This window comes from Micromonospora zingiberis (assembly GCF_004331455.1).
Taxonomy (GTDB): Bacteria; Actinomycetota; Actinomycetes; order Mycobacteriales; family Micromonosporaceae; genus Micromonospora; species Micromonospora zingiberis.
In genome coordinates this window covers 38,061-63,776 of sequence record NZ_SJJR01000004.1, presented here as the reverse complement: position 1 = coordinate 63,776, position 25,716 = coordinate 38,061, and the positions used below count along the sequence as shown (strand labels likewise).

Here is a 25,716-nt window from a genome sequence, read left to right as displayed (position 1 = left end):
GCCGGACCTGACTCGCCCCAGCTCTTGATGATGGATCCATTCTGTGCCAGGCTCGGGTATCCCGACAAGAGCGGAACGGCACACATGACAGAGCGCACCACGCTGCGACCCGCCGTCGACTGGGTCGAGCTCACCGCCACCGAAACCGACTGGGACGCCGCGGCACCCAGCCTGCTGACCACGATGTTCAGCCAGCAGATCCTGATCCGGGCCTTCGAGCACTGCGTGCTCCAACTGGCCACCGAGGGCCTCGTGCACGGCCCGGCCCACTCCAGCGTGGGGCAGGAGGGCGGCGCGGTCGGTTCCGTGCTGGCGTTGCGCCCCGGCGACACGGTCAACGGATCCCACCGCGGCCACCACCAGTTCCTCGCCAAGGCCCTGAGCCACGTCGAGCCGGACGGCATCGACCCGACCCGCCCGTACAGCGCCGAGGTACGCGCCCTCGCGCTGCGTACCCTGCGCGAGATCTGCGGCCTGGACCTCGGCTTCTCCCACGGCCGGGGCGGTTCCATGCACCTGCAGTGGAAGGAAGCCGGCGCCATCGGTACCAACGCCATCGTCGGCGGCGGCGTCCCCCTGGCGGCCGGCTCCGCCTTCGCCCACCAGCGGGCCGGCACCGGCGCCGTGGCGGTCACCTACTTCGGCGACGGCGCGGTGAACATCGGCTCCACACTGGAGACGCTGAACCTGGCCGCCGCCTGGGATCTGCCGATCTGCTTCTTCATCGAGAACAACCAGTACGCGGTGTCGACCACGGTCGCCGAGGCGACCGCCGAGCCGCGACTCTCCGGTCGCGGCCCCGGATTCGGCATCCGCAGCTGGCGGGTGGACGGGATGGATCCACTCGCGGTGTACCTCGCCACCGGCGAGGCCGTGGCGCACATGCGGGCCGGCGGCGGACCGACCGTGATCGAGGCCGACCTCTACCGCTACTACCACCAGAACGGTGCCCTGCCGGGCAGCGCCTTCCGGTACCGGAGCAAGGAGGAGGAGCAGCAGTGGCGGGGCCGGGACCCGATCGACCGCACCGCCGGGCACCTGATCCGGCGCGGGATCCTGACCCAGGCGCAGGTCGACGAGGCGTACGCCCGGGCCGACGCGCTGCTGGCCGAGATCGCCGCCGAGATCACCGAGCCGGTGGCCGGTGGCAAGCCCGGCGCCCGCCGGATCCGGCCGGCGGAGTGGCCCGACCCGGCCTTCGCCGACGTGGGCGTACGGGGTGACCTCAGCGAGTTCGACGGCGCGTACGTCGCCGACCGGGACACCTTCACCGGCGCCGTCGAGCAGGTGAAGTTCATCAACGCGGTCGCCGGGGTGATGGCCCGGCGGATGGCCGAGGACGACTCGATCATGATCCTCGGCGAGGACGTGCACCGACTCAACGGCGGCACCAACGGCGCCACCCGAGGGTTGGCCGCCGCCCACCCCGACCGGGTGCTGGGCACCCCGATCAGCGAGAACGCGTTCGTCGGCCTCGGCGGCGGGATGGCCCTGGACGGCCGTTTCAAGCCGGTGGTGGAGCTGATGTACGCGGACTTCATGTGGGTCGCGGCGGACCAGTTGTTCAACCAGATCGGTAAGGCCCGGCACATGTTCGGCGGGGCCGGTGCGGTGCCGTTCGTGCTGCGCAGCAAGGTCGCGATGGGCACCGGCTACGGCTCCCAGCACTCGATGGACCCGGCCGGCGTCTTCGCCACCCAACCGGGCTGGCGGATCGTGGCCCCGTCCGACCCGTACGACTACGTGGGCCTGATGAACAGCGCGCTGCGGTGCGCGGACCCGGTGATCGTCCTCGAACACGTCGACCTCTACGGCTCGACCGGTGACGGCCCGGTGGACGACCTGGACTACCACCTGCCGGTCGGCAAGGCCGCGCTCCGGCGTACCGGCGACGACCTCACCATCATCACGTACCTGGCGATGACCCGGTACGTGCTCGACGCGCTGGACACCCTCGACGGCGTCGCGGCCGACGTGATCGACCTGCGCTGGCTGGACCGGGCATCGCTGGACTGGGACGCCATCGGGCAGAGCATCCGCAAGACCAACCGGGTACTCATCGCCGAGCAGGGCGCCCGGGGCACCTCGTACGGCGGCTGGCTCGCCGACGAGATCCAACGCCGGTACTTCGACTGGCTCGACGAGCCCGTCCACCGGGTGACCGGTGGCGAGGCGTCGCCGAGCATCAGCCGGGTGCTGGAACGCGCGGCCATCGCCCAGTCGGCGGAGGTCGTGACCGCGGTCAAGAAGATCCTGGGGAGCTGACGATGGCCCACATCCTGCGGGTGCCCGAGACGGCCGGCGCCGAAGCGGCGCTGCTCACCTGGTTCGTGGCCGAGAACGCCAGCTTCGCCGCCGGCGACACCCTGGTCAGCCTGGAGACGGACAAGGCCGTCCTGGACATCGACGCGGAGGCCGACGGCGTCCTGGTCAAGATCCTGGTCGAGGAGGGCCGGCACGTCGAGACGGCCGGCGCCCTGGCGGTACTCGGCGCACCCGGCGAGACGGTCGACGTGACCACGATCCTCAACGGCCCGGACGCGGCCACCGCTTCGCCGCCGACAGCCGCAGCGCCGGCAACTCCGGCGCCGGTGACCGACCTGACGGCGGCGACCGGCGTACCGGCGGCGACCGACGCGGCGGCGGTGCCGGCCGCTGTGGCGCCAGCGACCGACGCGGCGGCGCCGGTGGGGCCCGGGGAGAGCCGGGCCCGGCTGTTCGCGAGTCCGATCGCGCGTCGGCTGGCCCGGGAGGCCGGACTCGACCTTGCCCGGATCGCCGGCACCGGCAGCAACGGCCGGATCACCCGACGTGACGTCGAGGCCGCCCGCGCGGCCCGGTCGACCACCCCTCCCCCGCCCGTCGTCGGCGGCCCGTCGGCGGCCGGCGCGACGCTCGCCGTGGCCAGCCCGCCGAATCCCGTCCCGACGCCGCGCGAGACGGCCGCCGCGACGCCGGACGGCGCGGGCGTCGCGTCGTCCGTACCCACGCCGACCTCACGATCGGCGGTCAGCGCGCCGTCGGGTGTCGGGTACACCGAGATCCCGCACTCGCGGATCCGGCGGACCATCGCCAGCCGGCTGGTGGCGAGCAAGCAGCAGACGCCGCACTTCTACCTGCGCGGCAGCGCTCGGGTGGACGACCTGCTGGCGCTGCGGGAGCAGATCAACCAGGGCCGCACCGACCGCGTCTCGGTCACCGACCTGCTGCTCAAGGCGGTCGCCCTGGCGCATGTCGCGGTGCCCGCCATGAACGTCACCTGGACCGACGAGGCGGTACGCCAGTACCGCTCGGTCGATGTCTCGGTCGCCGTCGCGACCGACCACGGGCTGGTCGCGCCGGTGCTGCGCGGCGTCGACTCGATGAGCCTCGCCCAGGTGTCCGCCGGCGTACGGGACCTCGCGGCCCGGGCCCGCGCCGGCCGGATCCAGCCGGACGACCTGGTCGGCGGCACGGTCAGCCTCTCCAACCTGGGCGGCTACGGCACCGAGGAATTCGCGGCCATCATCAATCCGCCGCAGGCGGCGATCCTGGCGGTGGGTGCGGCCCGGGCGGAACCGGTCGTCCAGGAGGGCCGGATCGAGGTGGGCACCGTGCTACGGGTCACCCTCTCCGTCGACCACCGCCCGGTCGACGGCGCGGTGGCCGCCGAGTGGATGCGCACCTTCCTCGCCCTCCTCGAAGCACCGCTGCGCATCCTGACCGGATAACGCTCCGTGGCACCCCGAACGGAGCGGCTCGGGGTGCCACGGGTTGGTCGGCGCTCCAGCACGACCGCGAGACCCACGGCACCCCGAGACGGGACGGCTCGGGGTGCCGTGGGGTGCTCAGGCGAGCGTGCAGGTGGCGCCGTTGAGGGTGAACGACGACGGTCTGCCGGAGTTGCCGGTGTGGGTGGCCTGGAAGCCGATCCCGACGGAGGCACCCGGGGCGATGGTGCCGTTGTACGAGACGTTACGGGCGGTTACCTGCCCCGAGGTCGGCGAGTAGCTGGCGTTCCAGCCGCCGGTGATGTTCTGCCCGCCGGGCAGGGTGAACACCAGGGACCAGCCGTTGATCGTGCTGCTGCCGGTGTTGGTGATGGTGAGGTCCTCGGTCAGGCCGTTGTTCCAGGCGTTGACCGTCACCGCGACCCGGCACGCGCTGGTGCCGCCCGGCGGCGGGGTGGTCGGGCTCGGCGGCGGGCTGGTCGGCGGCGGGTTGCTGCCGCCGAACTGGGTGAAGAACCGCCAGGTCTCGGCCGGCAGCCAGGTACGCGAGCCACTGTCACCGGTTGCGCCGTCCTGCGGTGCGGCGATGTGGCCCTCGTCGAAGGCGGCCCACACCACCGGGTAGCCCGCCGTGCATCCGGAGTACGTGGTGGTGCGGTGGGTCAGGCTGCCCTGTGCCGGCTCCGGCGGGTTCTGCGGGGTGCAGCCGTTGTTGTTCACGAACCGGTCGCGCAGCGACCTGCCGCCGGAGATGCCGAGGACGCCGTCGCGGATGCCGTGCGCGCCGAAGTAGGCGATCCGACCGGTGCCGCCGCTGCATCCGCTGATCTGACCGCCGGCGTACACCGCGACGGCCCGGAACACGTTCGGGCGGGCACAGGCCAGCGCGTAGCTCATCCCGCCGCCCCAGCTGAAGCCGAGCGCGAACCGCTGCGTCGTCTCCACGCACAGGTTCGCCTCGACCTGCCGGAGCAGGTCGTCGATGAAGGTCACGTCCTCGCCGCCGGAGTTGGCCCAGCCGTTGTTGAGCCCCTGCGGTGCCACGAAGATCGTGCTGTTGTTGGCCAACTGCCGCAGCCCGTAGTACGACCACGTGTCCCGCTGCACCGTCTGGCCGGTGTCCACGTCGACGGCCGTACCGCCGCGCCAGTGCAGGCCGATGACCAACCGGTACGGGTTGTTGTTGTTGTAGTTGGCCGGTATCCGCAGGATGTAGCTGCGGCTCTTGCCGTTGCTCTGGATCGTGTGCGTACCGCTGTTGAGCCCGGGTGCCCGGCCGCAGCCGGCGGTGGCCGCCAGGGTGCCGACGTCGGCCGACGACGCCGTGGCGCTGGCGCTGGGGCTGGTGGCCAGCGCCACCCCTCCCACGGCCAGCACCAGCAGCGCCGCCAGCGCGGCGGGCGCGAAGAGCGATCTGGATCTCACCATCATGTTGCTCCATTCCGCGTCGCGTGGACGCGCGGGAGGTGCGGGCTGCGCACCGTCGGTGGTGGTCGGTGGTCTCGCGCTGCCGCGCGGCACGTCCGGTACGGACGGCGTCCACTGCGGATCCCGAGCCGGCCGAGGTCATCGGCGCGAAGGCGCACACCACGCCCGGGAACCGGCGTCGCCCGTCAGTCGGCGTCGCGGCCTCGGCCACTCACCGGGGTCCCGGACCGGCGAGGGCGGGTCGAGCGTGCCCCTGCTCCCGCCTCGGAAGGTATCGTGTGAGCGATAACATATCAAGGGATGTGGATGCCCTGGCTTGCCGGCGTCACCCGGGCGGGGCGACGAAACGCGGTGGCACGTGCGGGGTGAGCCAGACCCCGCTGGCGGCGCGGTAGAAGACGAGGCCGGCGGCGTACATGCCGGCCGCGTCGATACTCAGCACCACCGGTGTGCCGCGCCGGGCACCGACCGACACCGCGGTCTCCGCGTCGGCCGACAGGTGCACGTGGGTACGCCCGCGCGGCTGGAGCCCGTCGACACGGATGCCGGGCAGGTGCCGGGCCACGGTGCCGTGGTAGAGCACCGCCGGGGGTGCACTCGGCGCCAGTTGCAGGTCGACCTGGATGCTGTGGCCCTGCGCGGCCCGGATCCAGCCGTCGCGTACCTCGAAACGTCGCTTGTCGGTGCCGGCGGCCACCTGGTCGAGCAGTTCGACGGTGACCGGTCGACCGTGCCGGGCCAGCGCGGCGAGCAGCACGTCCACCTCCACCCAGCCGGCCCCGTCGAGGGTGAGCCCGACGGCGTCCGGCCGGTGCCGCAGCACGTACGCCAGGAACTTGCTGGTCGAGGTCGCTCGATCGGTCAACGTGGCGGCTCCTGCGCGCCGGAGCGCCGACGCTCGGCCGCACCACCGGCCGGCCGGAACTGGTCGAGCAGGTCGCGTACCAGGTGGGCGCGGGGTGGCCGCCAGGTGGCCCAGTAGCGGACCTCGGGCAGCCCGTCGACCGGCACGGCGCGCAGGCCGTCGGGCAGCCCGACACAGCCGTTGACGACGGTGGCGCCGACACCGAGCGCGGCCAGGTGCACCAGCAGGTCCCACCCGTCGACCTCGGCGGCGACCTGCCACCGTACGCCCGCGTCGAGCAGCGCGCGGTCCAGTGCCCGCCGGTGCGGCCGACCGGCCGGGGGCACCACCAGGTCCAGGCCGTCGAGGTCACGCAGCCGGACCTGCCGGCGGGCGGCCAGCGGGTGCGCCTCGGCGAGCACGAGCACCTGCCGGTACGCGGCGATCTGCCGCGCCTCGACCTGCCGGCTCGGCGGATCGTGCGCGATGACGGCCAGGTCGGCCCGGCCGGCGGAGAGCGCGGAGAGCGCGGCGTCGCGGTCGGCGGTGATCACCTGCACCCGACGCCCGCGCCGGCCGACCTGGCGGATCGCCTCGCCGATCACCCAGCGCAGCGCGCCCCGACCGGCGGCGATGGTGAGCGTGGGCGCCGGATCATGGTGCAGCTCCCGCAGAAACTCGTCGGCCCGCCGCCGCGAGTCCTGCGCGTACGCGGCGAGTTGTACACCGGCGGCGGTCAGCGTCAGTCGGCGCCCGTCGCGCTCGTACAGTTCGACGCCGAGCGCCTCGGCCAGCTTCCGGATCTTGACGTGCAGGGCGGGTTGGCTGATGTGCAGCGCCGCCGCAGCCAGGGTGAAGTTGCGGTGCTCGGCGAAGACCGCGAACGACCGCAGCGCGTCGGCCTCCAACAGATCCCGCCCAGCCATAGCCCAGGACTATAGATGGTCGACAAATCAATAGTTCTGCGTACGCCCTTCAGGATCGATGCTGAGCGACATGAACGAGGAAACTCCCCGGCTCGGCATCGACATCGGCCGGGTCATCATCGACGGTCCCGCCCATCCGGGCGGCGGTGACACCGCCTTCTTCAGTGGCGACGAGGCGACCATGCTGGCCACCCCGGAGGTGCCCGGCGCCGTCGAGACCATCGCCCGGCTGGTCCCCCGCTTCGGCGGCCAGGTCTGGCTGGTCTCCAAGTGCGGCCCACGCGTCCAGGCCCGTACCCTGCGCTGGCTGGCCGCCCACGACTTCCACCGGCGCAGCGGCGTCGACCCCGCCCGGGTCCGGTTCTGCCGGGCCCGGTCCGACAAGCGGCTGCACTGCCTGGACCTGGCCCTCACCCACTTCGTGGACGACCATCCCGAGGTGCACGCCGCGATCCGTGGCACGGTCGCACACCAGTACTTCTTCGGCCCCCAACGCCCGGTACCCGGCTACGGTCGATCCACGCCCACCTGGGCCGACGTGGAACGCCTCGTGATCGCCACCCTGCCAACGGCGGCCCCGTCGAGCCGGTGACGAACGGCGTCCGCCCCGGTCCGTCTCACGTCGGCGGCCCGCTCGCCCGGCGGCGGGGTGCGGCCCAGCTGAGGAAGCGGTCGAACAGGGCCTTCGGGTCAGGACCGTCGCCGGGCGTGGGCAGCCGTGTCGTGATCACCAGTGACCACCGTTGGCCCGCCACCGCTGACCCGGCATCAACCAGCCGGGCCGCCCAGGCTGCCGCACCGGCAGCGGCCGGGTCGACTCACCGCTCCACGCCGGCAGCCCGGCCCCCGGCTCGCGCCGGGGCAGGTCCCCCGGTGGCCCGCTCGTCCGGCGCGGATCCTCGCGGTGGCGGCGCCGGATGGTGCCGGCGGGCGCGGTGGCGGGCGCGGCGGCGGGCGCGGCGGCGGGGCAGCAGCGTGGTCGGGCAGAGGAACCAGGCGACCCGCACGGTCGACCTCCCAGGAAAGACATCCGTGGGTACGTTTCTTGTCGCTCTGGCGACAAGAAACGTACCCACGTCGACCGATGGACCCGGGGCCACCCGACGCGGGGGAAGGCGTGGGGTGGCCCCGGCGCAGAACCCACCCCGTCCCGGCGTGGATGGGAGCGGATCCGCATGCGTGACAGTCTGCTGAGGACACCGCTACGCCCGGAATGCATCGAGCCTGACCACGGTGACCCTCGGTGGATCTTGGCAGCCGATCGGTGACCGTTGGCGATCTTGGCGATTCCCTCCAACACACCAAGCAACACTGACTCCAGGAGGCCAGCATGGACCTCAGTAACGCTCGGTGGAGAAAGGCCACCCGCAGCGGCACCAGCGGCGGCGAGTGTGTCGAGGTGGCTGACGACCTGGGCGGCGTGGTCGCCGTGCGGGACAGCAAGGACCCTAGCGGCCCGGTCCTCGCCATCGACCCGACCGCCTGGCGCGCCTTCCTCGAACACGCAAAGCGCCACTGAGGTCCGGCTCTCGGGTGGCCGGTGGGAGCGGGAACCTGTCCGACTGACGGCGGCGGGACGGCCGGCTGCGGGGCGAGGATCGGAGCGTTCGCCTGCGGCAGCCGCCGCCCGCCTCCGGAGGTACCCCGTGATCATCGCCATGGTCGATTTCAGGACCGCCGCCGTCGACCGCCCGACCGCCCTGGCCCGGCTCGACGGCGAGCGTGACCAGGTCCGGGCGATGCCCGGCAACCTGGCCTTCCGGGTCCACGCCTGCCGGGAGGACGACACCCGGGTCAGCATCGTGCACGAGTGGGCGGACGAGACCTCGTTCGCCGGGTACCTGGCGTCGGACTCCTTCGCGCGCTCGGGCACGGCGCTGCGGCCCATGATGATCGAGGCTCCGGTGAGCCGACGGTTCCGCGCCGAACTGTGGGAGACGGTCGGCTGACCGGCCACGGCGGGCACCCCTACCATCGGCCGGTGCGAGGGCCCCGGTGAGCCGCAAGGCGTACAGCTTCGTCCGGACGTTCCGGGCGGAGCCGGCGCGTGACCTCTGCGTGGACCGCCACTACCTGCTCTGCGCCTCCGTCGGTGCCCTCCGGCTGGAGGCGCAGGACCGGGTGTGGTTGTTACCGCCGGCCCGAGCCGCCCTGATCGAAGCGGGGCAGCGTATCCGGGTGAGCATCCCGCAGCCGGTCACCACCGCGTCGGTGTTGTTCGACACCGCGTTCACCGCACCGCCACCGGCACCGCTGACCGTGTTCGACCTCAGCCCGTTGGCGCGGGCCCTGGTCGCCGAGTGCGGCGAGTGGGGCGAGAGCGACGAGCCACTCCCCACGTACGCCGAGACGCTGTTCGCCGCGCTCGCGGCGGTGACCTGGCGGCTGGCCGAGCAGCCGAGCCCGGTGGTGGTGCCGGTCGGCCGGTCTCCGCAGTTGCGACGCGTCCTCCGGCTGACCGAGCAGCGACTCGGCGAGGAGGTCCGCTTCGAGGACCTGGCGTACGAGGTGGGGCTGGCGCCCCGGTCGCTGGCCCGCCGCTTCGCCGACGAGACCGGCATGACCTGGCGGGCGGCGCTGCGCCGGATGCGGGTGCTGCGCGCCATCGAGGAACTGTCCACGGGCGACGCCCCGGTGACCCGGATCGCCTTCCTGGTCGGCTACCGCTCGCTGTCGGCGTTCAACGCCGCCTTTCGGGAGCTGACCGGCCGTACCCCCACCGAGTACCAGGCCAGCTTCCGGCCCTGACCGGACCGGCGGGGTACGGCCGGGCAGCCAACTGGATTCCACCTCGCCCCGAGGTGGAGTCCTAGACACCAGAGGTCGACGGGCGGGCGGTGCCGTCCGCGGCGAGCGCGTCGATGCGACGGCGCCGGGTCGGCAGCAGAAGCGTCGGGTGGGAGACGAGCCACGCCGCGCCCCGGCAGACCAACTCCTTGTAGCGAGCTGCCAGCCTGCCCCGCACGTGGAACGCCTTGGTCCGGTCGTCGGCGGTCACGAACTGGATGAGACCGTCCCGACGGCCGAGGCTGACGCACTGGTTGAAGTAGCGCAGCAGCACCTTGGGGACCGGCCGGCCGGTCAGCCGGGCGGCGATGGCGTCGGCCGCCTGCCAGGCCATCGGGACCCCCGAGGCGCAGGCCATCCGCAGCGGCTTGCCGCCGGGGCCCTCGGCGAGCGCGGCGTCCCCGATGGCGTACACGTCGGGGTGCGACACCGAGCGCATCGTGGCATCGACCACGATCTGGCCGCTCGGCGCCACCGTCAGGGTCGTCGCGGCGGCGATCGGGTGTACGGCGAAGCCGGCCGACCACACGGTCACCTCGGCCGGGATGCGCCGGCCGTCGCCGGTGACGACGCCGGTCGCCTCGACCCGGGCCACGTCGGTGTGCGCGTGCACGGCGATGCCGAGCCGGTCGAACACCTCCGCCAGGTGCTGCTGGGCCCCCGCGTCGAGCCAGTCGCCGAGCCCGCCCCGGCTGGCGATCGCGACGTCGAGGTCGGGTCGGGCCTCGGCGATCTCGGTGGCCGCTTCGAGACCGGTGAGCCCGCCACCGACGATCAGCACGGTCCCGCCGGCATCGAGGTCGGCCAGGCGTTCCCGCAACCGCAGCGCGGAGGCGCTGCCGGCGACGTCGTGGGCGTGCTCGGCGACGCCGGGTACGCCCTGGTCGGCGGCGGTGCTGCCGAGGGCGTAGACGAGCGTGTCGTAGCCGATCTCGTCGGCGTCGAGCGCGACGGTTCTGCGCTCCACGTCGACGCCGGTCACCCGCGCCACCCGTACCCGCACGCCGCTGCCGGCGAAGATGTCGCGCAGCGTACGACGCGTGAGGTGCTGCCCGGTGGCGAGCTGGTGCAGGCGGACCCGCTCGACGAACTCGGGGGCGGCGTTGACGACGGTGATCTCGGTGTGGTCGGGGTGCAGTCGTCGGGCGAGGCGGCCGGCGGCGCTGGCCCCCGCGTAGCCGGCTCCGAGGACGACAATGCGATGCGTCATTGCTCCCACTCCTTGTCTCGGTGCGTACGCCTCCTGAACCGGGCAGCACCGCGATTGCTGACAGGAGTCGGCTATGACCTGGGTCACCACCTGTCGAGAGCGGGCTCCGGGTGCGCCGATGCGGACCATTGGCGGGTGGCGCGGGCGAGCTTGTCGGGGTTCACCTGAGCGCGCAGGGCGGCCACGCCCTCGGCGGTCACCTCCAGGCACAGCACGCCCACGACCCGATCGCCGACGACGATCACCAACGCCGGCCCACCGTTGACGATCTCCGCGTACAGGGCCGCGCTGCCGCCCAGCGTTACCCGCTTCAGGTTGTTGGGCTTGAGCAGGCCGCGCAGGAACCTCGCCACCGCCAGCGCGCCGACGATCGGCCTGGCCAGGGCGGGGACCTTGCCGCCGCCGTCGCCGAGGCTCATCGCGTCGTCGGTGAGCAGTTCGACGAGCCGTCGGGTCTCGCCGCTGTCGGCCGCGGCGAAAAACTCCGCCACGATGGTGCGGGCGGTGTCCTCGTCGACCTGGACGCGGGCCCGACCGGCGGCGAGGTGCTGCTTGGCCCGCCGGTAGAGCTGCTGGCTGTTCGACTCGGTGAGATCGAGGATCTCGGCGATCTCACCGTGCGGGTAGCCGAACGCCTCGCGCAGGACGTACACCGCGCGCTCGTTGGCCGAGAGCCGCTCCATCAGGGTGAGCACCGCCATCGACACCGATTCGCGTTGCTCGACGGTGTCGACCGGGCCGAGCATCGGGTCCCCGGCGAGCAACGGCTCGGGCAACCACATGCCCACGTAGCTCTCCCGCCGGGCCCGCGCCGAGGTGAGCTGGTTGAGGCACAGGTTGGTGAGCACCTTCGTCAGCCACGCCGCCGGCTGCTCGATCCGCTCCCGGTCGGCGGCCTGCCAGCGCAGGAACGTGTCCTGGACCATGTCCTCGGCGTCGCTGGCGGAGCCGAGCAGGCGGTAGGCCACCGCCGCCAGCCGGGCCCGGGACTGCTCGAACAGGTCGACGTCGTGCGCGCTGAGCGACATGGTTCGAGTGTCGACCACGCGCGCGAGCGCCGACCGGCTACCCCGTGGGCGGGCGGACGTCACCGGCGAGCAGGTGGACGCCGAGCGGGGTGAGTCGGTGCACCTTGGCGCCGCCGACACGCTCGCTGCCGACCAGTCCGGCGGCCCGCAACGCGGCGGCGTGTTCGGAGGCGGACGAGACGCTGATCCCGACCTGCCGGCCGAGTGTCGTGGTGGTGTGGCGGCCAGGTTCGGCGAGGCGTCGCAGCACCGCCGCCCGGGTGGCGCCGAGAAGTTGGGCGAGCGGGTCGGGGCCGGTCGTGGGCGATCCGGGCGGCGCCGGGACCGGGTACACCAGCAGCACCGGCTGTCCCGGTCGGGCCAGCACGCGCGGGCGGAATCCGGCCAGCGGGCTGGGAACGAGGACCACTCCCTCGCCGCCGGCGGACAGCTCCGCACTCCACCAGCTGTCGATCTCCAGTAGCGGTGGTCGCCACCGGATCGCCGGATGCAGCTCGGCGAACAACCCCTCCACTCCGGATCGCGCGTACGTGCGGGCCCGCTGTTCGACGTGGCCCCGGTGGGTCAGCGTCAGGTGCGACCAGGCCGGGGCCAGGACCGCGTCGAAGTAGCGACGCAGCGCCGCCACCAGCACCTCCAGCATCTGTGGGTCGGCCGCCACGAAACGCCGCCGCCACGGGCTGGACGGCAGGTTGGCGTACGTCTCGGTGAGTTCGGCGACGATCTGGCGGCGCGGGGTGGCCCGGATCGACTCGATGCCGGCGGTCACCGACTCGATCCCCTGGTACGGGGTGAGGAAGTCCGGCAGCAGGCCCCGCGCTGGCAGCAGGTGTCGTAGTGCGGCGGTGCCCGCCGAGGCCGCCTCGGCACGGGCGGCCAGGTCGGGCATCCGCGCCGCCAGTGCCGGGTCCCGTAGTGCCTGGCTGGCCAGGATCGCGGTGCCGACCGGGTGCGGCCGGCTACCGAACCGGATCCGGGTCAGATCCGCCGCGTCGAGCCGCAGGGTGATCACAGGCTCAAGGTTGCCAGCTTTTCGGCGTACGCCGAAAGGGTTGTTCCGGCGGCGACCCACCGGCGAGGGTGGGCGGACCAACGGCCGGGAGGGGGCGGCATGCGTCGGTTGGTCGGGTGGTGCGTGGCAGTCGGTGTGCTGATGGGGGCCGCGGCGTGTGGTGGGGATGTCGGACCACTGTCCAGGCCGTCGGGGTCGGGTCCCATCGTCTCGCCCAGCCCGGGGCAGCACGAGTTGACCCTGGAGCATGACGGGGTGAGCCGCCGCTACCGGGTGCACGCGCCGCCCGGCTACGTCCCGACCCGGCCGGTGCCGCTGGTGATCGCGCTGCACCCGTACCCGGGCGACGGGCTGGCGATGAGCGGGCTGTTCGGCTGGGACGAGCTGGCCGAGCGGAAGGGCTTCCTGGTCGCCTACCCGGACGGGATCAGTGGTGGATTCAACGCCCTGGTCTGCTGCGGCGACGCGGACGACGTCGGTTTCCTCGCCGCGCTCACCGGCCATCTGGTGGACGGCTGGCAGGTCGATCCCGACCGGGTCTACCTGACCGGCATCTCCAACGGCGGTGACCTGAGCTTCCGGGCGGCCGTGGAGGCCAGCGGCACGTTCGCCGCGATCGGGGTGGTCAGCGGCGGGTTCATCGGCGAGCGGGCCGCCGCCGGCGACTACGCACCGAGGCACCCCGTCTCGGTGATCACGTTCATCGGCGAACAGGACCGGTACGCCGCACAGTTCCGTACCGGGGTCGACCGTTGGCAGCAGCGGCTGGCTTGCACCCCGGTCAACCCACCACCGGCCGCCCCGGCCGAGGGTGCCACGCTCACCCGGGCCCGCTGCGCCGACCGCAGCGACGTCGAGGTGTACCTGATCGACAACATGGGGCACGCCTGGCCCGGCGCCTCGGGTGATCGGCTGGGTGCGCCCGAGGTCGACCTGCGCGCCACCGACCTGATCTGGGCGTTCTTCGCCGACCATCCGCGCCTGAGCTGACGGCGCCGCCTGGTTGTTTTGTCCGGGTAAGAACGGGAATGCGGTCGCGCTCGTTCAGCCGCACTACCCGAAAGGCAAGCCAGGTGAGCGCAGACCACGCCGGCAGTCTCGTGCCGGCCGACCCGTGGCCCCTGCCCCGCAACGCCACCGTCGCGGACCACATCGTGCAGCGACTCGCCTGCTGGGGCGTACGCCGGTACTTCGGCTATCCCGGCGACGGCATCAACGGCATGACCTCCGCCCTGCAACGCACGTACCAGCAGGCGCAGTTCATCCAGGTACGACACGAGGAAACCGCCGGCTTCGCCGCCTCGGCCCACGTCAAGTACGGCGGCGGGCCGCTCGGCGCCGTACTGGTCACCAGCGGTCCGGGGGCCATCCACGCGCTCAACGGCCTCTACGACGCCAAACTCGACCACCAGCCGGTGGTGGCGCTGGTCGGGCACACCGCGCTCACCGCCGAAGGGGGTGGCTACTACCAGGAGGTGGACCTGCTCGCCCTCTACAAGGACGTCGCGGCGGCGTTCCTGGCCCAACTGGACCACCCGTCCCAGGTCCGGCACCTGGTCGACCGGGCCTGCCGGACGGCGCTGGCCCGGCGTACCGTGACCGCGCTGGTCCTCCCCCTCGACGTGCAGGACCTGGCCGCCATGCCGAACCCGCCGCACGCGCACGGCTACTACCACACCAGCAGCGTGCCGAGCAGCGGTCCGACCGTGCCACCGGAGGCCGACGTCCGCCAGGCCGCCGAGGTGCTGCGCGGCGGCGAGCGGGTGGCGATGCTGGTCGGCCAGGGCGCGATCGGCGCCGAGAACGAGGTACGCGAGGTCGCCCACCGGCTCGGCGCGGGGGTGGCCACGGCCCTGCTCGGGTTCACCGTGGTGGATCACCGGGAGCCGTGGGTGACCGGCGCGATCGGTCTGCTCGGCACCCGCCCGAGCTGGCAGCTGATGGACGAGTGCGACCGGCTGCTGATCGTCGGCAGCAACATGCCGTACTCGGAGTTCTATCCGCCCGCCGGGCAGGCTCGGGCGGTCCAGATCGACCACGACGGCACCCAGTTGGGTCTGCGGTACCCGACCGAGGTGAACCTGACCGGCGACGCCGCACCCACCCTGCGCGCCCTGCTGCGCGAGCTGGGCCCGGGGCCGGGGCCGACCCGCTGGCGGCAGACCATCGCCGGGGCCACCGCCGCGTGGCGGCAGGCCCAGCACGAACTCGCCGCGCAGGACGCCGAGCCGGTGAACCCGCAACGACTGTTCGCCAGCCTCAACGACCGGCTGCCCGACGACGTGATGCTCGCCGTGGACTGCGGCACCACCACCGCCTGGTACGCGCGGCACGTCAAGGTCCGGCCCGGGATGCTGGCCAGCCTCTCCGGCACCCTGCTGTCCATGGGCGGCGCCATGCCGTACGCCCTGGCCGCCAAGTTCGCCCACCCGGACCGGCCACTGGTGGCCCTGATCGGCGACGGCGCGATGCAGATGAACGGGGTCAACGAGCTGATCACGGTGGCGAAGTACTGGCGCGGCTGGGCCGACCCACGCTTCGTGGTGCTGGTGCTCAACAACCGGGACCTGGCCTTCGTGAGCTGGGAACAACGCTCCACCGAGGGCACCCCGATGTTCCCCGACAGCCAGCAGCTGCCCGACATCGCCTACCACCGGTGGGCCGACGTACTCGGCCTACGCGGCGAGCTGGTCGACCACCCGGACCAGGTCTCCGACGCCTGGGACCGGGCGCTGAGCGCCGACCGCCCGACGGTGATCAACGCCCTGGTCGACCCCGCCGAGCTGATGATGCCCCCACACTTCACCGCCGAACAGGCCCGCAAGACCGCCGCCGCCATCCTGCGCGGCGACACCGACTGGGCCGGCATCATCCGCCGCGGCCTACCCAGCGTCGTCACCACCTACCGCCCCCGCCGCACCACCCCCTAACCTCACCCGCCCAGGTTCTGTCTCGCGGATCTTGGTACGAAACGGCCCCCATGAGGGCCGCCTCGCACCAAGGTCCGCGGAGGCGGGAGGGGTGCGGGCGAGGCGGGGTGAGGCGCGGGTGGGGTGGGGTGGGGTCAGCCTCGGTTCTGGAGCCAGCGGCGGAGGTCGGACAGGGGGTTGTCGGGTGCGGGGCGGGTGGTTTGGGGATCACGCTCCACCGGGCGACGGGGGGTGCCGGCGAGGGCGCGGGTGGGTGCGGTGAAGGACTGCTCCGGTTGGCCGTCGACGGCGGTGTCGATGATGCGGGCGACCGCCTCGATCACCCGGGCCTGCACGGCGCTGCCGACCAGGTCGCTCGGGTCGTCCGGGTTGGCGGCGATGCCGGCGACCGCCACCTGCTGGGTGAAGCCGACGAAGGTCTCGGTGGCGGCGTTCTCCGAGCTACCGGTCTTGCCGGCCACCGGGCGCCCGTCGAGGATCCGGTCCACTGCGGTGGCGGTACCACCGTTGCACTGCCCGAAGGCGGACTGCTGGCCCACCGGGCAGCGCGCCGCGTCGGTGGCGGCCCGGGCCACGTCGGGGTCGAGCACCTGCCGGCAGGACGGGTCGCCGACCGGCAGTCGCTGCCCGTCCGGCGCGGTCACCGACAGCACCGGTACGGGGGTGCAGTATGTCCCCTCCGCCGCCACGGTGGCGTACGCGTTGGCCAGGTCGAGCGGGGTGGTGGCGGCTACGCCGAGGGTGAACGCCCCCCAGTTGGCCGCGTTGTCGTCGGCGAACCGGGCGTCGGCGTCGGCCCGGAAGGTGATGCCCAGCCGCTGGGCCATCTCGACCACCTTGTCCTGGCCGACCTGCTCGGCCAGCCAGACGAAGTACGTGTTGACCGAGCGGCCGAAGCCGTCCCACATCATCCGGTAGCCGTCCATCCACTGCGGGTTGGCGTTGGCCGGGCACCACTGCCCGCCGCAGCTGCTCTCGTCGCTGCCGGCCGGGTACCGGGTGGGTAGCCGGCTGGGCGCGTCGAAGCCGGTCGACAGGGTGCGGCCGGATTCCAACGCGGCGAGCATGGTGAACAGCTTGAACGTCGAACCGGCCTGGTAACCGGCGACGCTGCCACCACCGGAGATCAGCGGGTTGACGGTGTTCGGGTAGTTGGCCTGCCCGTCGGGGTTGGCGTCGACGCTGTAGTGCCGGTTGACCGCCATCGCGAGCACCTGGCCGGTGCCGGGCTCGACCGCGGCGATCGGCAGGGCGCGCGGGTTGTCGTACCCGTACACGCTGGTGGCCTGCTTCTGCGCGGTGGCCTGGACCTTCGGGTCGAGCGTGGTGACCACGGTGTAGCCGCCCCGGCGCAACGCCTGCTCGCGCTCGGCGACGGTGTCGCCGAACGCCGGCTGGGTGACCCACCAGCGGCGCAGATAGTCGCAGAAGAAGCCCCACCCGTCGCGGGAACTGGCGGTGGCGGCGCAGCCGTTGGGCTGCTCGCTGGGCCGCAACTTCACCTTCTCGGCCTTCGCCTGGGCCGCCTGCTCGGCGGTGATCGCCCCGGTGGCGACCATGGAGTCCAGCACGTACGCCCGCCGGGCCAGCGCCGCGTCGGCGTCACCGTCGATCGGGCTGTACGCCTCCGGCGCCTGCACCAGGCCGGCGAGCAGGGCCGCCTCGGCGAGGGTCAGGTCGGCGGGTGCCTTGGAGAAGTAGCGCTGGCTGGCGGCGGCAACGCCGTACGCGCCGGATCCGAAGTACGCGATGTTGAGGTAGCGGTTGAGGATCTCGTCCTTGCCGAGGCGCTCTTCCAGGGCGTTGGCGTACCGGATCTCCTGGACCTTGCGCCCGACCGTCTGGGCGGTGGCCGCGGCCCGTTCCTCGGCGGTGCGGTTCGGGTCGGTCTTGAGCACGTTGCGCACGTACTGCATGGTCAGCGTCGAGCCACCCTGCTCGGTACCGCCCTCGGTGACGTTGGTGACCAGCGCCCGCAGCATGCCGCGCAGGTCCACCCCGCCGTGGTCGTAGAAGCGGCGGTCCTCGGCGGCGACGATCGCCTGCCGCATCACCGGCGCGATCTCCGCCAGCGCCACGTCGGTGCGGTTGACGTCGTAGAACGTGGTGATCAACGTCTTGCCGTCGTTGGCGTAGAGGTAGGAGCGCTGCGGGGTGGCCGGGGTCCGCAGGGCGTCCGGAAGCGCGGCGTAGTTACCGAGTGCGGCCTGGGCGGCGAAGCCGAACACCAGGTTGACCGGCAGCGCGGCGACCGCCAGCACGAGGCCGGCGAGCACGCCGGTCAGCAGCACGGTGAACAGCCGCGACAGGGGCGTAGGGGTGGCCATGGTCACCAGGATTGCCGCGAAAGCCACCTTCCGACCACCCCGGCTCCCCGTTTGTCAGCCAATTCACCACAACTTGCCAGCGCTCTTTGCGCTGCTCACAGCAGATCTCGGACGGAAACTGCCCCGATGGGGGCGATTTCCTTCCAAGATCTGCTGGGGCGGGATTGGTTAGGCGGCGCCCAGGGGACCGGCGCCGGGTGGGCCGACGGGGCCGGATGGGCCGGCGGTGGCGACGCTGGCGCTGGTGGCGTCGCGCAGGATCTCCCGGGGCAGCAGCCGGCCGGAGCGGTACGCGATGCCGATGCCGGCGATCAGGACGAAGATCGCGCCGAAGGTCTGCAACGAGCCGATCAACGCCCCGCCGAGACCGAGCAACGGACTGGCGATCATCAGCATGGTGCCGTCACCGATGCTGAACATGCCCGATCGGGCTACCGCCCAGCCGGTGAGCAGCCAACCCACGCTGTAGCAGCCGGCACCGACCAGCACCAGGGTCCGCGCGGTGGTGCCGAAGACCGGGGTCTGCTCGGCCAGGCCGGCGAACGGCAGCATCAGCACCGTGCCGGCGATGCTGACCAACAGACCGGCGACGGCGGGGTGGCGGCTGCGGGTGGCGGCGAGCAGCCCGGTCAGGCCGAGCAGGGCCAGCAGACCGAGCCAGACCGCCGCCACCCAGCCGATCAGGTACAGGGCGCGGCCGTCGGCCGGGTACGGGTCGTTGCCGACGCCGCCGTCGCTGGCCATCGCGACCACGCCGTAGAGGATCGCGTACGCGGGCAGCAGCCAGACCGCGGCGCGGGCCAGCCGGCGCAGCGACCACGCCCAGCTGGCGTTGGTGGCGGGCCCGGGTGGCGCGGGCTCGTCGATGAACGGCAGTACGCCGAAGCCGCCGCCGGTGCGCCGGGTGCCCAGCGGGGCCTGGGGATCGTGCATCCCCGGCACCTCCGGGGTGGACCACAAGCGCCGCAGCGGTTCCATGCCTCACCTCGCTCATCCACCGACGTGGCGCGGGACGCGCGCAATAAGCGCCCCGATGCCTGGCCAGACCGGCCCTAGGACCGATGGTGGCAAACACCGGGGCGCTTCATGAGGCTTTCTCGCATTACCGCCCGACCGGCGATCGACTCCGTTCCTCCGGAACGGCGGGATCGTGGCCGGCCGAACTCCGTTCCTCCGGAACGGCGGGATCGTGGCCGGCCGGATAGCGCCGTTACGGCGTAACGGCGGACGTGCCCACCGTTACGGCATAACGGTGGGCACGCCCGTGGGTCAGCCGCGCTCGCGCTGGTCGGCGGGGTCGTTGAGCAGGCTCGCCGGGGAGACCGGCTCCGGCGCGGGCAGGCCCTGCGGACCCTTACCGCCGGTGGCCTGCGCCTCGGCCACGCGTACCTCGTCGTGGATCTCGGCTGCCGCCGCGGCGGCAGCCTGCGCGGCCTCGGCGGCCTCCCGCTCGACCGCGCTGGCGTCGTCGGACGCCGCCTTGCTCGGCACGTCACCGACCATCTGGCTGAGCCCGCCCAGCGCACCGCCCATGCCCTCCAGGGCCTTGGTCAGCTCGGCCGGCACGATCCAGACCTTGTTGGCGGTGCCGTTGGCGATCTGCGGCAGCGCCTGGAGGTACTGGTAGGCGAGCACCTTCTGGCTCGGGTTGGCCTGGTGGATGGCGTCGAACACGGTACGGATCGCCTTGGCCTGACCCTCGGCCTGGAGGATGCGGGCCTGCCGGTCACCGTCGGCGCGCAGCACCGCCGCCTGCTTCTCACCCTCGGCGGAGAGGATCTGCGACTGCTTGTGGCCCTCGGCGTTGAGGATCGCCGCCCGGCGGTCCCGCTCGGCGCGCATCTGCTTCTCCATCGAGTCACGGATGCTCGGCGGCGGCTCGATCGCCTTGATCTCCACCCGGGTCACCTTGATGCCCCACCGGCCGGTGGTCTCGTCCAGCACGCCGGACAGGTGCCGGTTGATCTCCTCGCGGCTGGTCAGGGCGCGCTCCAGATCCAGCGAGCCGATCACGTTACGCAGCGTGGTGACGGTGAGCTGCTCGATCGCCTGGAGGAAGTTGGAGATCTCGTAGGTGGCCCGGACCGAGTCCACGACCTTGAAGTAGAGCACGGTGTCGATCGACACCACCAGGTTGTCCGAGGTGATCACCGGCTGGGGCGGGAAGCTGACCACCTGCTCCCGCATGTCGACCTTGGTACGCACCGAGTCGATGAAGGGCACGAGCAGGTTCAGCCCCGGGTTCAACGTGCGCTTGTACCGACCGAGCCGCTCGACCACGTCCTGCCGCTGCTGCGGCACGATCCGCAACGCCTTGGCCAGGGTGATCACCGAGATCAGGGCAATACCTATCAATAGGACGGGGAACACGAATTCCATCCGTTCACCTTTCCGCTTCGGGTAGCTCACTGGGCGTCGCAACATCCCGCCAGACCAGGGCTACCGCTCCCTTGACCTGGATAACCTGCACCCGTTCGCCGGGTGCCAAAACCTGGGTGGCGTCGTAGGCGCGGGCACTCCACACCTCGCCGTCGATCTTCACCATGCCCTGATCGGAGTCGACCTGCTCCAGCACCAGGGCGGTGGAGCCCTCGATCGCCTCGATCCCGAACGCGGTGTCGCCGGACTCCATGGCGCTCTGCTTGTGCCGCTGGATGACCGGCCGGGCGGCCAGCACGGTCAGCGCAGACACGGCGGCGAAGACCACCGCCTGCACCGCCACCGGGGCACCGAGCGCGGCGGCGCCGGCAGCGGCGAACGCACCGACCGCGAACATGATCAGGAACAGGGTCGCCGTGAAGATCTCAGCGACCGCCAGCACCACGCCCAGCACGATCCACAACACGGCATCCATATCACGATCGTGACATGGCAAAGCACGTGTCATCGAACTGTCATGATCGTAGGCTCGCGGGTACCACTAGTAAGGGAGGGTCGTGTCCCTGCGTCCCGACACCGCTCGGCAGATCGACGCCCTGGTTACCAACGCCCAGGCCGCCGGTCACATTCCGTCGTTGATCGTCGGCGTGGTCCGCGACGGCGCGCTGGCCCACGTCGCCGCCGCCGGTGCCCGCCCGGTCCCCGATGCCGACCTCCAGTACCGGATCGGCTCGATCACCAAGACGATGACCGCGGTGCTGGTGATGCAGGAACGCGACGCCGGCCGGCTGGCCCTGGACGACCCGCTGCGGCGGCACCTGCCGGAGGCCGCCGCGGCCGGCCCGGTCACCCTGCGGCAGTTGCTCGGGCACGTCGGCGGCCTGCAACGGGAGCCGGACGGCCCGTGGTGGGAGCGCAACGAAGGCGTCGACCTGACCACCCTGCTTACCGGGTTCTCCACCGCCAAGATCGCCTACCCGCCGCACCGCACGTTCCACTACTCGAACCTGGCGTACGGGCTGCTCGGCGGGGCGCTGGAACGGATCACGAAGACGCCGTGGGCGCAGCTGCTACGGGAGCGGATCCTCGCCCCGCTCGGCATGGACCGCACCACGTACCCGGCCACCGAGCCGTTCGCCCCCGGCTACGTGGTGCACCCCCGGCACGACACGCTGCGGGAGGAACCACGTACGGACACCGGGGCCATGGCACCGGCCGGGCAGCTCTGGTCCACCGTCACGGACCTGGCCCGCTGGGCGGCCTTCCTCGCCGACCCCGATCCGGCCGTGCTCGCCCCCGACACCCTCGACGAGATGTGCGCCCCGGTGACGATGACCGACCGGGACTCCTGGCGGGCCGGGCGCGGCCTCGGACTGGGCCTGCACCGCGAGGGCGAGCGGGTGTACGTCGGGCACAGTGGTTCGATGCCCGGTTACCTCGCCGTGCTGGACGTGCACCGGACCAGCCGTACCGGGATCGTCGGCTTCGCCAACTCGTACAGCTTCCGCAGCGGTGGCCTCGGCGCACTCGGCCGACAGCTGCTCACCCGGCTGCTGGACGCCGAACCGGCGCCGGCCCCGCCGTGGCTCCCGGCCGACGCACCGCCCCCGGCCGACGTGGCCCCCCTCACCGGCCGTTGGTGGTGGATGGGCATCCCGCTCGACGTCAGCTGGGATGCCGCCCGCGCCGAGCTGGTCGGGACCACGCCGGGCGATCCGGCCAGCCGCTACACCCCGGAGGGCCCCGACCGCTGGCGCGGCGTCAGCGGCGAGGAACACGGCGAGGTGCTGGCCGTACTCCGCGACGACGCCGGCAGCCCGGTCGCCCTGGACATCGCCACCTTCGTCTTCACCCGCTCCCCCGACGACGTGCCCTGACCGGCGCCGGGAACCGGCTCACGGCGGTGTCGACCTGACCACCACCGCGTCGGGGACCGGTGCCGCCGGCTCCGGCGGGCGTTGGGCCAGCCGGCGCACGGCGGTGTTGAGCACGGCGATCAGCGGTACGGCCACCAGCGCGCCGACGATGCCGTCGAGCACCACGCCAGCGGTCACCGCCAGCACCACCGGCAGCGGGTGCAGGGCCACCGCGCGGCCCATGATCCACGGCTGGAGGACGTTCCCCTCGACCTGCTGGACCACGATCACCGCGCCGAGGATGGCCAGCGCGGTGACCCAGCCGCTGTCGACCAGGGCGACCAGGACCGCCACCGCGCCGGAGAGGGTGGCTCCGACGATCGGGATGAACGCGCCGAGGAACACCAACGCGGCCAGCGGGAAGGCGAACGGCACATCGAACAGCACGAGCGCGACCCCGATGCCCACCGCGTCGATGAACGCCACCAGCACGGTGGCCCGGACGTAGGCCACCAGGGTCAGCCAGGAGGCACGACCGGCGTCGTCGGCCCGCCAGCGGGCGGCGGCCGGCAGCATGCCGACCAGGAAGCGCCAGATCCGGTCACCGTCACGCAGGAAGAAGAAGGTGGCGAACAGCACCAGCAGGGTGCCGGTGAGCACCTCGACCACCGTGCCGGCGGTGCTGAGCGCGCCGGTGGTCAACGTCTGGCTGTTCTCGTTGATCCAGTTCTGCCCGGCCTCGACGTACCGGTTGAGCTGCCCGTCGGAAAGCCCGAGTGGCCCGTCGCGCAACCAGTCCTGGATCTGCCCGATGCCGGCCGCGGCCCGGACGCTCAGGTCGGGCAGGCCGATGATGAACTGGTTGACCACCAGGGTCAGCGTGCCGACCACCGCGGCGAGCCCGCTGATCAGCACCAGGGCGGTGGCCAGGGTACGGGGGAAGCGGGCGCGCAGCAGCCAGCCGACGGCCGGCGCCAACAACGCGGCGAGCAGCAGCGCCACCAGCAACGGGACGATGACGATGCGGACGGCGCCCATGAAGCGCAGCAACGCCCACCCGACGACCCCGATGACGATCAGACGCCACGACCAGGCGGCGGCGATCCGCAGCGCCTTCGGCACGTCGGAGTCGTCGCGGCTGGTCGTCGAACCAGCCTCGGCGGGCGGATCGAGGCGCCGGGGCACCGGTGCGAGGTAGCCGGGAGCGGGCTCCTCCGCACGGATCGCCGCCCGTTCCCGCTGTCGCTCGCGGGCCGCGCGTACCGACTCGCGGCCCGTCTCGTACGCCTGGCGCAGCCGCCGCCGCGACTGCTCGAACCGGCTCAAACGGCACCCCCGGGATGGTAGGGATCAGGCCGTCCACCGTAGCGCCTCACGTCCGCGCTGCCCGCACGCGTGTGATCCGCCCGGATCACCCCGGCTCCGCGACGAAGTCGATCAACCGCTCCATGGCGTTGATCAACGGTGTCTCCACGTCGGCGTAGGTGTTCACCCGGGACAGGATGTGCCGCCACATGTCCGCCGGCTCGGCCACGCCGAGCGCCGCGCAGACGCCCTCCTTCCAGGGCCGTCCCGGTGGCACCACCGGCCACGCCCGGATGCCCAGCGCCGCCGGCTTCACCGCCTGCCACACGTCGACGTACGGGTGCCCGGTGACGAGCACGTACGGTGAGGTCACCCCCGCCACGATCCGGCTCTCCTTCGAGCCCGGCACGAGATGGTCGACCAGTACGCCGAGCCGCCGGTGCGGGCCCGGCTCGAACTCGCGTACCTCCGCGACGAGGGCGTCGATGCCCTCCAGCGGCTCCACCACCACGCCCTCGATGCGCAGGTCGTCGCCCCAGATCCGCTCGACCAGGGCAGCGTCGTGCACCCCCTCCACCCAGATCCGGCTGGCCCGCGCGACCCGGGCGCGTACCCCGTCGACGGCGATCGAGCCGGAGGCGGTGCGCCGCCGCGCGGCCGGCACCGGTGCCCGCGCGGGGCGGCGCAGGGTGACCGGTCGACCGTCGAGCAGGAACGCGGCGGGAAGCAGTGGGAAGTTGCGTCGTTTGCCGTGCCGGTCCTCCAGCACGACCGCGCCGGACTCGAACCCGACCACCGCACCACAGAAACCCGAGTCGGCGTCCTCGACCACCAGATCCGCCTCGGCGTCGACCTCAGGGATCACCTTCCGCCGCCGCCAGTCCCCCGCCAGCACGTCCTCGCCATACCGCCGTCCCATCCCACGCAGGCTAGTTCCCGCACTCCCGCACCACACCCCGACTCGCCGCCCCCACCCCAACTCCCGTCGATCATGGAGTTTTGGTCGTCACAAAAGCTGCATAAGCGGTTTATTCGCAGACCAGAACTTCATGATCGGCGCGGCGGTGCGGCGGAAACGCGAGCGGAGCGGAGTGGGGGTGCGGCAGTCGAGACACAGGCCGTCGTGAACACGTACTCTTTCGGCATGTCCACCCCCGCTGCGGGTGCGGCCATCCTCGCGCCGCGCCGGTCGAGCCGGTTCGTTGCCTGGGTGCGCGCATGGCGCGCCGGGCTGGTGCCCTTCGACGAGGTTGCCGACGCGGTCGCCGGCGACGAGGAGCACCTGGTCGCTGACGCGCCCGGCACCTGGACGGACGTGCCGCTGCGGGAGGGGCTACCCACCCTGGCCAAGCTCTCACCGGACGAGATCCGGCTGGTGCTGCCGGCGCCGGGCGACCCGCGTGGCCTGCCCGGCCCGGGTGACTTCGCCGGCGCCGCGCTGCTCGCCGGTGAGGCGGTGATCGCCGGTGCGCTGGGCCTGATCCCCGAGGTACGGGTGCACACCTCGGGCTCCGGCGACACCTTCGAGACCGTGCTCTGGCGGGTGTACCCGCTGCCGGCGAACGCCCCGGCCGCCTCGCTCACCCTGCCCGGCGCCGCCGAGGCGGAGGCGGAGCTGGCCGCCGCGCTGGCCGACACGACGGCGGCGTTGACCCGACTGGACATCGCCCAGTGGCGCCCCGAGTTGGCCGGTGCCCTGGAAGCGCTGCGCCGCCCGGACGGCACCACCGACCTGCCGCCCGGCTTCGACCCACGGGCCCGCCGGCTGTTCGCCCGCGCCGCCGTACTGGACCGGGTGCTCGCCCTGGCCGGGCACGCCGCACCCGGCGGCGCGGTCAACAACTACGAGGCCCAGCAACGCGACGCCGCCCTGCGCCCCCTCACCGCCGCCTGCCGCCAAGCCCTGGTAGCCGCCTGCAACGCCCCCCTCCGCCCCTAACCCACCACCACACCACCACACCACCACACGCCCGC

23 protein-coding genes are annotated in these 25,716 nt (G+C 72.6%); 10 read left to right on the top strand and 13 right to left on the bottom strand.

Annotated elements, in window-relative coordinates; genetic code table 11:
• Nucleotides 1–84 precede the first annotated feature (84 nt).
• Complete coding sequence (locus tag E0H26_RS07965; protein ID WP_131302741.1) at nt 85–2,265, top strand: alpha-ketoacid dehydrogenase subunit alpha/beta; 2,181 nt, start codon at nt 85–87, stop codon at nt 2,263–2,265.
• Nucleotides 2,266–2,267: 2 nt separating this feature from the next.
• Nucleotides 2,268–3,710: a dihydrolipoamide acetyltransferase family protein gene (locus E0H26_RS07960; RefSeq protein WP_131302739.1), complete on the top strand. Its 1,443-nt coding sequence runs from the start codon at nt 2,268–2,270 to the stop codon at nt 3,708–3,710.
• A gap of 117 nt (nt 3,711–3,827) precedes the next feature.
• Here E0H26_RS07960 and E0H26_RS07955 read toward each other — a convergent pair whose 3' ends face one another.
• From E0H26_RS07955 to E0H26_RS07945, 3 genes are all read right to left on the bottom strand, one after another.
• Nucleotides 3,828–5,138 (bottom strand): CE1 family esterase, encoded by a 1,311-nt coding sequence (locus E0H26_RS07955; protein ID WP_240742058.1) that lies wholly within the window; start codon nt 5,136–5,138, stop codon nt 3,828–3,830.
• Nucleotides 5,139–5,463: 325 nt separating this feature from the next.
• Nucleotides 5,464–6,003: an RNA 2'-phosphotransferase gene (locus E0H26_RS07950; protein WP_131302737.1), complete on the bottom strand. Its 540-nt coding sequence runs from the start codon at nt 6,001–6,003 to the stop codon at nt 5,464–5,466.
• The gene (locus tag E0H26_RS07945; RefSeq protein ID WP_131302734.1) at nt 6,000–6,908 is read right to left on the bottom strand and encodes a LysR family transcriptional regulator; all 909 of its coding nucleotides are present in this window, start codon (nt 6,906–6,908) and stop codon (nt 6,000–6,002) included. The genes E0H26_RS07950 and E0H26_RS07945 overlap by 4 nt, the downstream gene beginning before the upstream one ends.
• Nucleotides 6,909–6,978: 70 nt before the next feature.
• Here E0H26_RS07945 and E0H26_RS07940 point away from each other — a divergent pair, with 70 nt between their 5' ends.
• Nucleotides 6,979–7,500: a hypothetical protein gene (locus tag E0H26_RS07940; protein WP_131302732.1), complete on the top strand. Its 522-nt coding sequence runs from the start codon at nt 6,979–6,981 to the stop codon at nt 7,498–7,500.
• A gap of 226 nt (nt 7,501–7,726) precedes the next feature.
• On the opposite strand, the gene E0H26_RS29180 is transcribed toward E0H26_RS07940, so the two are convergent.
• The gene (locus E0H26_RS29180; protein WP_165521780.1) at nt 7,727–7,915 is read right to left on the bottom strand and encodes a hypothetical protein; all 189 of its coding nucleotides are present in this window, start codon (nt 7,913–7,915) and stop codon (nt 7,727–7,729) included.
• Nucleotides 7,916–8,238: 323 nt separating this feature from the next.
• Here E0H26_RS29180 and E0H26_RS07930 point away from each other — a divergent pair, with 323 nt between their 5' ends.
• The 3 genes from E0H26_RS07930 to E0H26_RS07920 all read left to right on the top strand — a co-directional run bounded on the left by E0H26_RS07930 (nt 8,239) and on the right by E0H26_RS07920 (nt 9,656).
• Complete coding sequence (locus tag E0H26_RS07930; protein WP_131302728.1) at nt 8,239–8,427, top strand: DUF397 domain-containing protein; 189 nt, start codon at nt 8,239–8,241, stop codon at nt 8,425–8,427.
• 139 nt (nt 8,428–8,566) lie between these two features.
• Nucleotides 8,567–8,857: a putative quinol monooxygenase gene (locus E0H26_RS07925; protein ID WP_240742057.1), complete on the top strand. Its 291-nt coding sequence runs from the start codon at nt 8,567–8,569 to the stop codon at nt 8,855–8,857.
• A gap of 46 nt (nt 8,858–8,903) precedes the next feature.
• A complete protein-coding gene (locus E0H26_RS07920; protein ID WP_131302724.1) occupies nt 8,904–9,656 on the top strand; it encodes a helix-turn-helix domain-containing protein in 753 nt (250 codons plus the stop codon).
• Nucleotides 9,657–9,717: 61 nt separating this feature from the next.
• Here E0H26_RS07920 and E0H26_RS07915 read toward each other — a convergent pair whose 3' ends face one another.
• The 3 genes from E0H26_RS07915 to E0H26_RS07905 all read right to left on the bottom strand — a co-directional run bounded on the left by E0H26_RS07915 (nt 9,718) and on the right by E0H26_RS07905 (nt 12,945).
• Nucleotides 9,718–10,905, bottom strand: a complete 1,188-nt coding sequence (locus tag E0H26_RS07915; RefSeq protein ID WP_131302722.1) for an NAD(P)/FAD-dependent oxidoreductase — start codon at nt 10,903–10,905, stop codon at nt 9,718–9,720.
• Nucleotides 10,906–10,988: 83 nt separating this feature from the next.
• Nucleotides 10,989–11,933, bottom strand: a complete 945-nt coding sequence (locus E0H26_RS07910) for an RNA polymerase sigma-70 factor (protein ID WP_131302720.1) — start codon at nt 11,931–11,933, stop codon at nt 10,989–10,991.
• Nucleotides 11,934–11,970: 37 nt separating this feature from the next.
• Entirely contained in the window at nt 11,971–12,945 is a 975-nt protein-coding gene (locus E0H26_RS07905) for an ArsR/SmtB family transcription factor (RefSeq protein ID WP_131302718.1), read from the bottom strand.
• 234 nt (nt 12,946–13,179) lie between these two features.
• Here E0H26_RS07905 and E0H26_RS07900 point away from each other — a divergent pair, with 234 nt between their 5' ends.
• Together E0H26_RS07900 and E0H26_RS07895 are read left to right on the top strand one after the other, a co-directional pair.
• Entirely contained in the window at nt 13,180–13,935 is a 756-nt protein-coding gene (locus E0H26_RS07900) for a CE1 family esterase (RefSeq protein ID WP_131302716.1), read from the top strand.
• An 83-nt stretch (nt 13,936–14,018) separates the two neighbouring features.
• The gene (locus E0H26_RS07895; RefSeq protein ID WP_240742056.1) at nt 14,019–15,875 is read left to right on the top strand and encodes a thiamine pyrophosphate-requiring protein; all 1,857 of its coding nucleotides are present in this window, start codon (nt 14,019–14,021) and stop codon (nt 15,873–15,875) included.
• 134 nt (nt 15,876–16,009) lie between these two features.
• Here the strand turns inward: E0H26_RS07895 and E0H26_RS07890 are convergent, their stop codons facing one another.
• The 4 genes from E0H26_RS07890 to E0H26_RS07875 all read right to left on the bottom strand — a co-directional run bounded on the left by E0H26_RS07890 (nt 16,010) and on the right by E0H26_RS07875 (nt 21,056).
• On the bottom strand, nt 16,010–18,202 hold the full coding sequence (locus E0H26_RS07890) for a transglycosylase domain-containing protein (protein ID WP_131303175.1): 2,193 nt from the start codon (nt 18,200–18,202) through the stop codon (nt 16,010–16,012).
• 168 nt (nt 18,203–18,370) lie between these two features.
• Nucleotides 18,371–19,180, bottom strand: coding sequence for a hypothetical protein (locus E0H26_RS07885; protein ID WP_131302714.1), 810 nt, complete (start codon nt 19,178–19,180; stop codon nt 18,371–18,373).
• 291 nt (nt 19,181–19,471) lie between these two features.
• Nucleotides 19,472–20,581, bottom strand: a complete 1,110-nt coding sequence (locus tag E0H26_RS07880; protein WP_131302712.1) for an SPFH domain-containing protein — start codon at nt 20,579–20,581, stop codon at nt 19,472–19,474.
• 4 nt (nt 20,582–20,585) lie between these two features.
• Complete coding sequence (locus tag E0H26_RS07875; RefSeq protein ID WP_131302709.1) at nt 20,586–21,056, bottom strand: NfeD family protein; 471 nt, start codon at nt 21,054–21,056, stop codon at nt 20,586–20,588.
• An 82-nt stretch (nt 21,057–21,138) separates the two neighbouring features.
• On the opposite strand from E0H26_RS07875, the gene E0H26_RS07870 reads away from it, so the two are divergent.
• Nucleotides 21,139–22,458, top strand: coding sequence for a serine hydrolase domain-containing protein (locus E0H26_RS07870; RefSeq protein ID WP_131302707.1), 1,320 nt, complete (start codon nt 21,139–21,141; stop codon nt 22,456–22,458).
• Nucleotides 22,459–22,476: 18 nt separating this feature from the next.
• On the opposite strand, the gene E0H26_RS07865 is transcribed toward E0H26_RS07870, so the two are convergent.
• Together E0H26_RS07865 and E0H26_RS07860 are read right to left on the bottom strand one after the other, a co-directional pair.
• Nucleotides 22,477–23,763 carry an AI-2E family transporter gene (locus tag E0H26_RS07865; RefSeq protein ID WP_165521779.1) on the bottom strand — a complete coding sequence of 429 codons (1,287 nt, stop codon included), beginning with the start codon at nt 23,761–23,763 and terminating at the stop codon, nt 22,477–22,479.
• 85 nt (nt 23,764–23,848) lie between these two features.
• A complete protein-coding gene (locus E0H26_RS07860; RefSeq protein WP_131302705.1) occupies nt 23,849–24,661 on the bottom strand; it encodes a DUF3097 domain-containing protein in 813 nt (270 codons plus the stop codon).
• 225 nt (nt 24,662–24,886) lie between these two features.
• On the opposite strand from E0H26_RS07860, the gene E0H26_RS07855 reads away from it, so the two are divergent.
• Nucleotides 24,887–25,681, top strand: a complete 795-nt coding sequence (locus E0H26_RS07855; RefSeq protein WP_131302703.1) for a hypothetical protein — start codon at nt 24,887–24,889, stop codon at nt 25,679–25,681.
• Nucleotides 25,682–25,716: the final 35 nt, after the last annotated feature.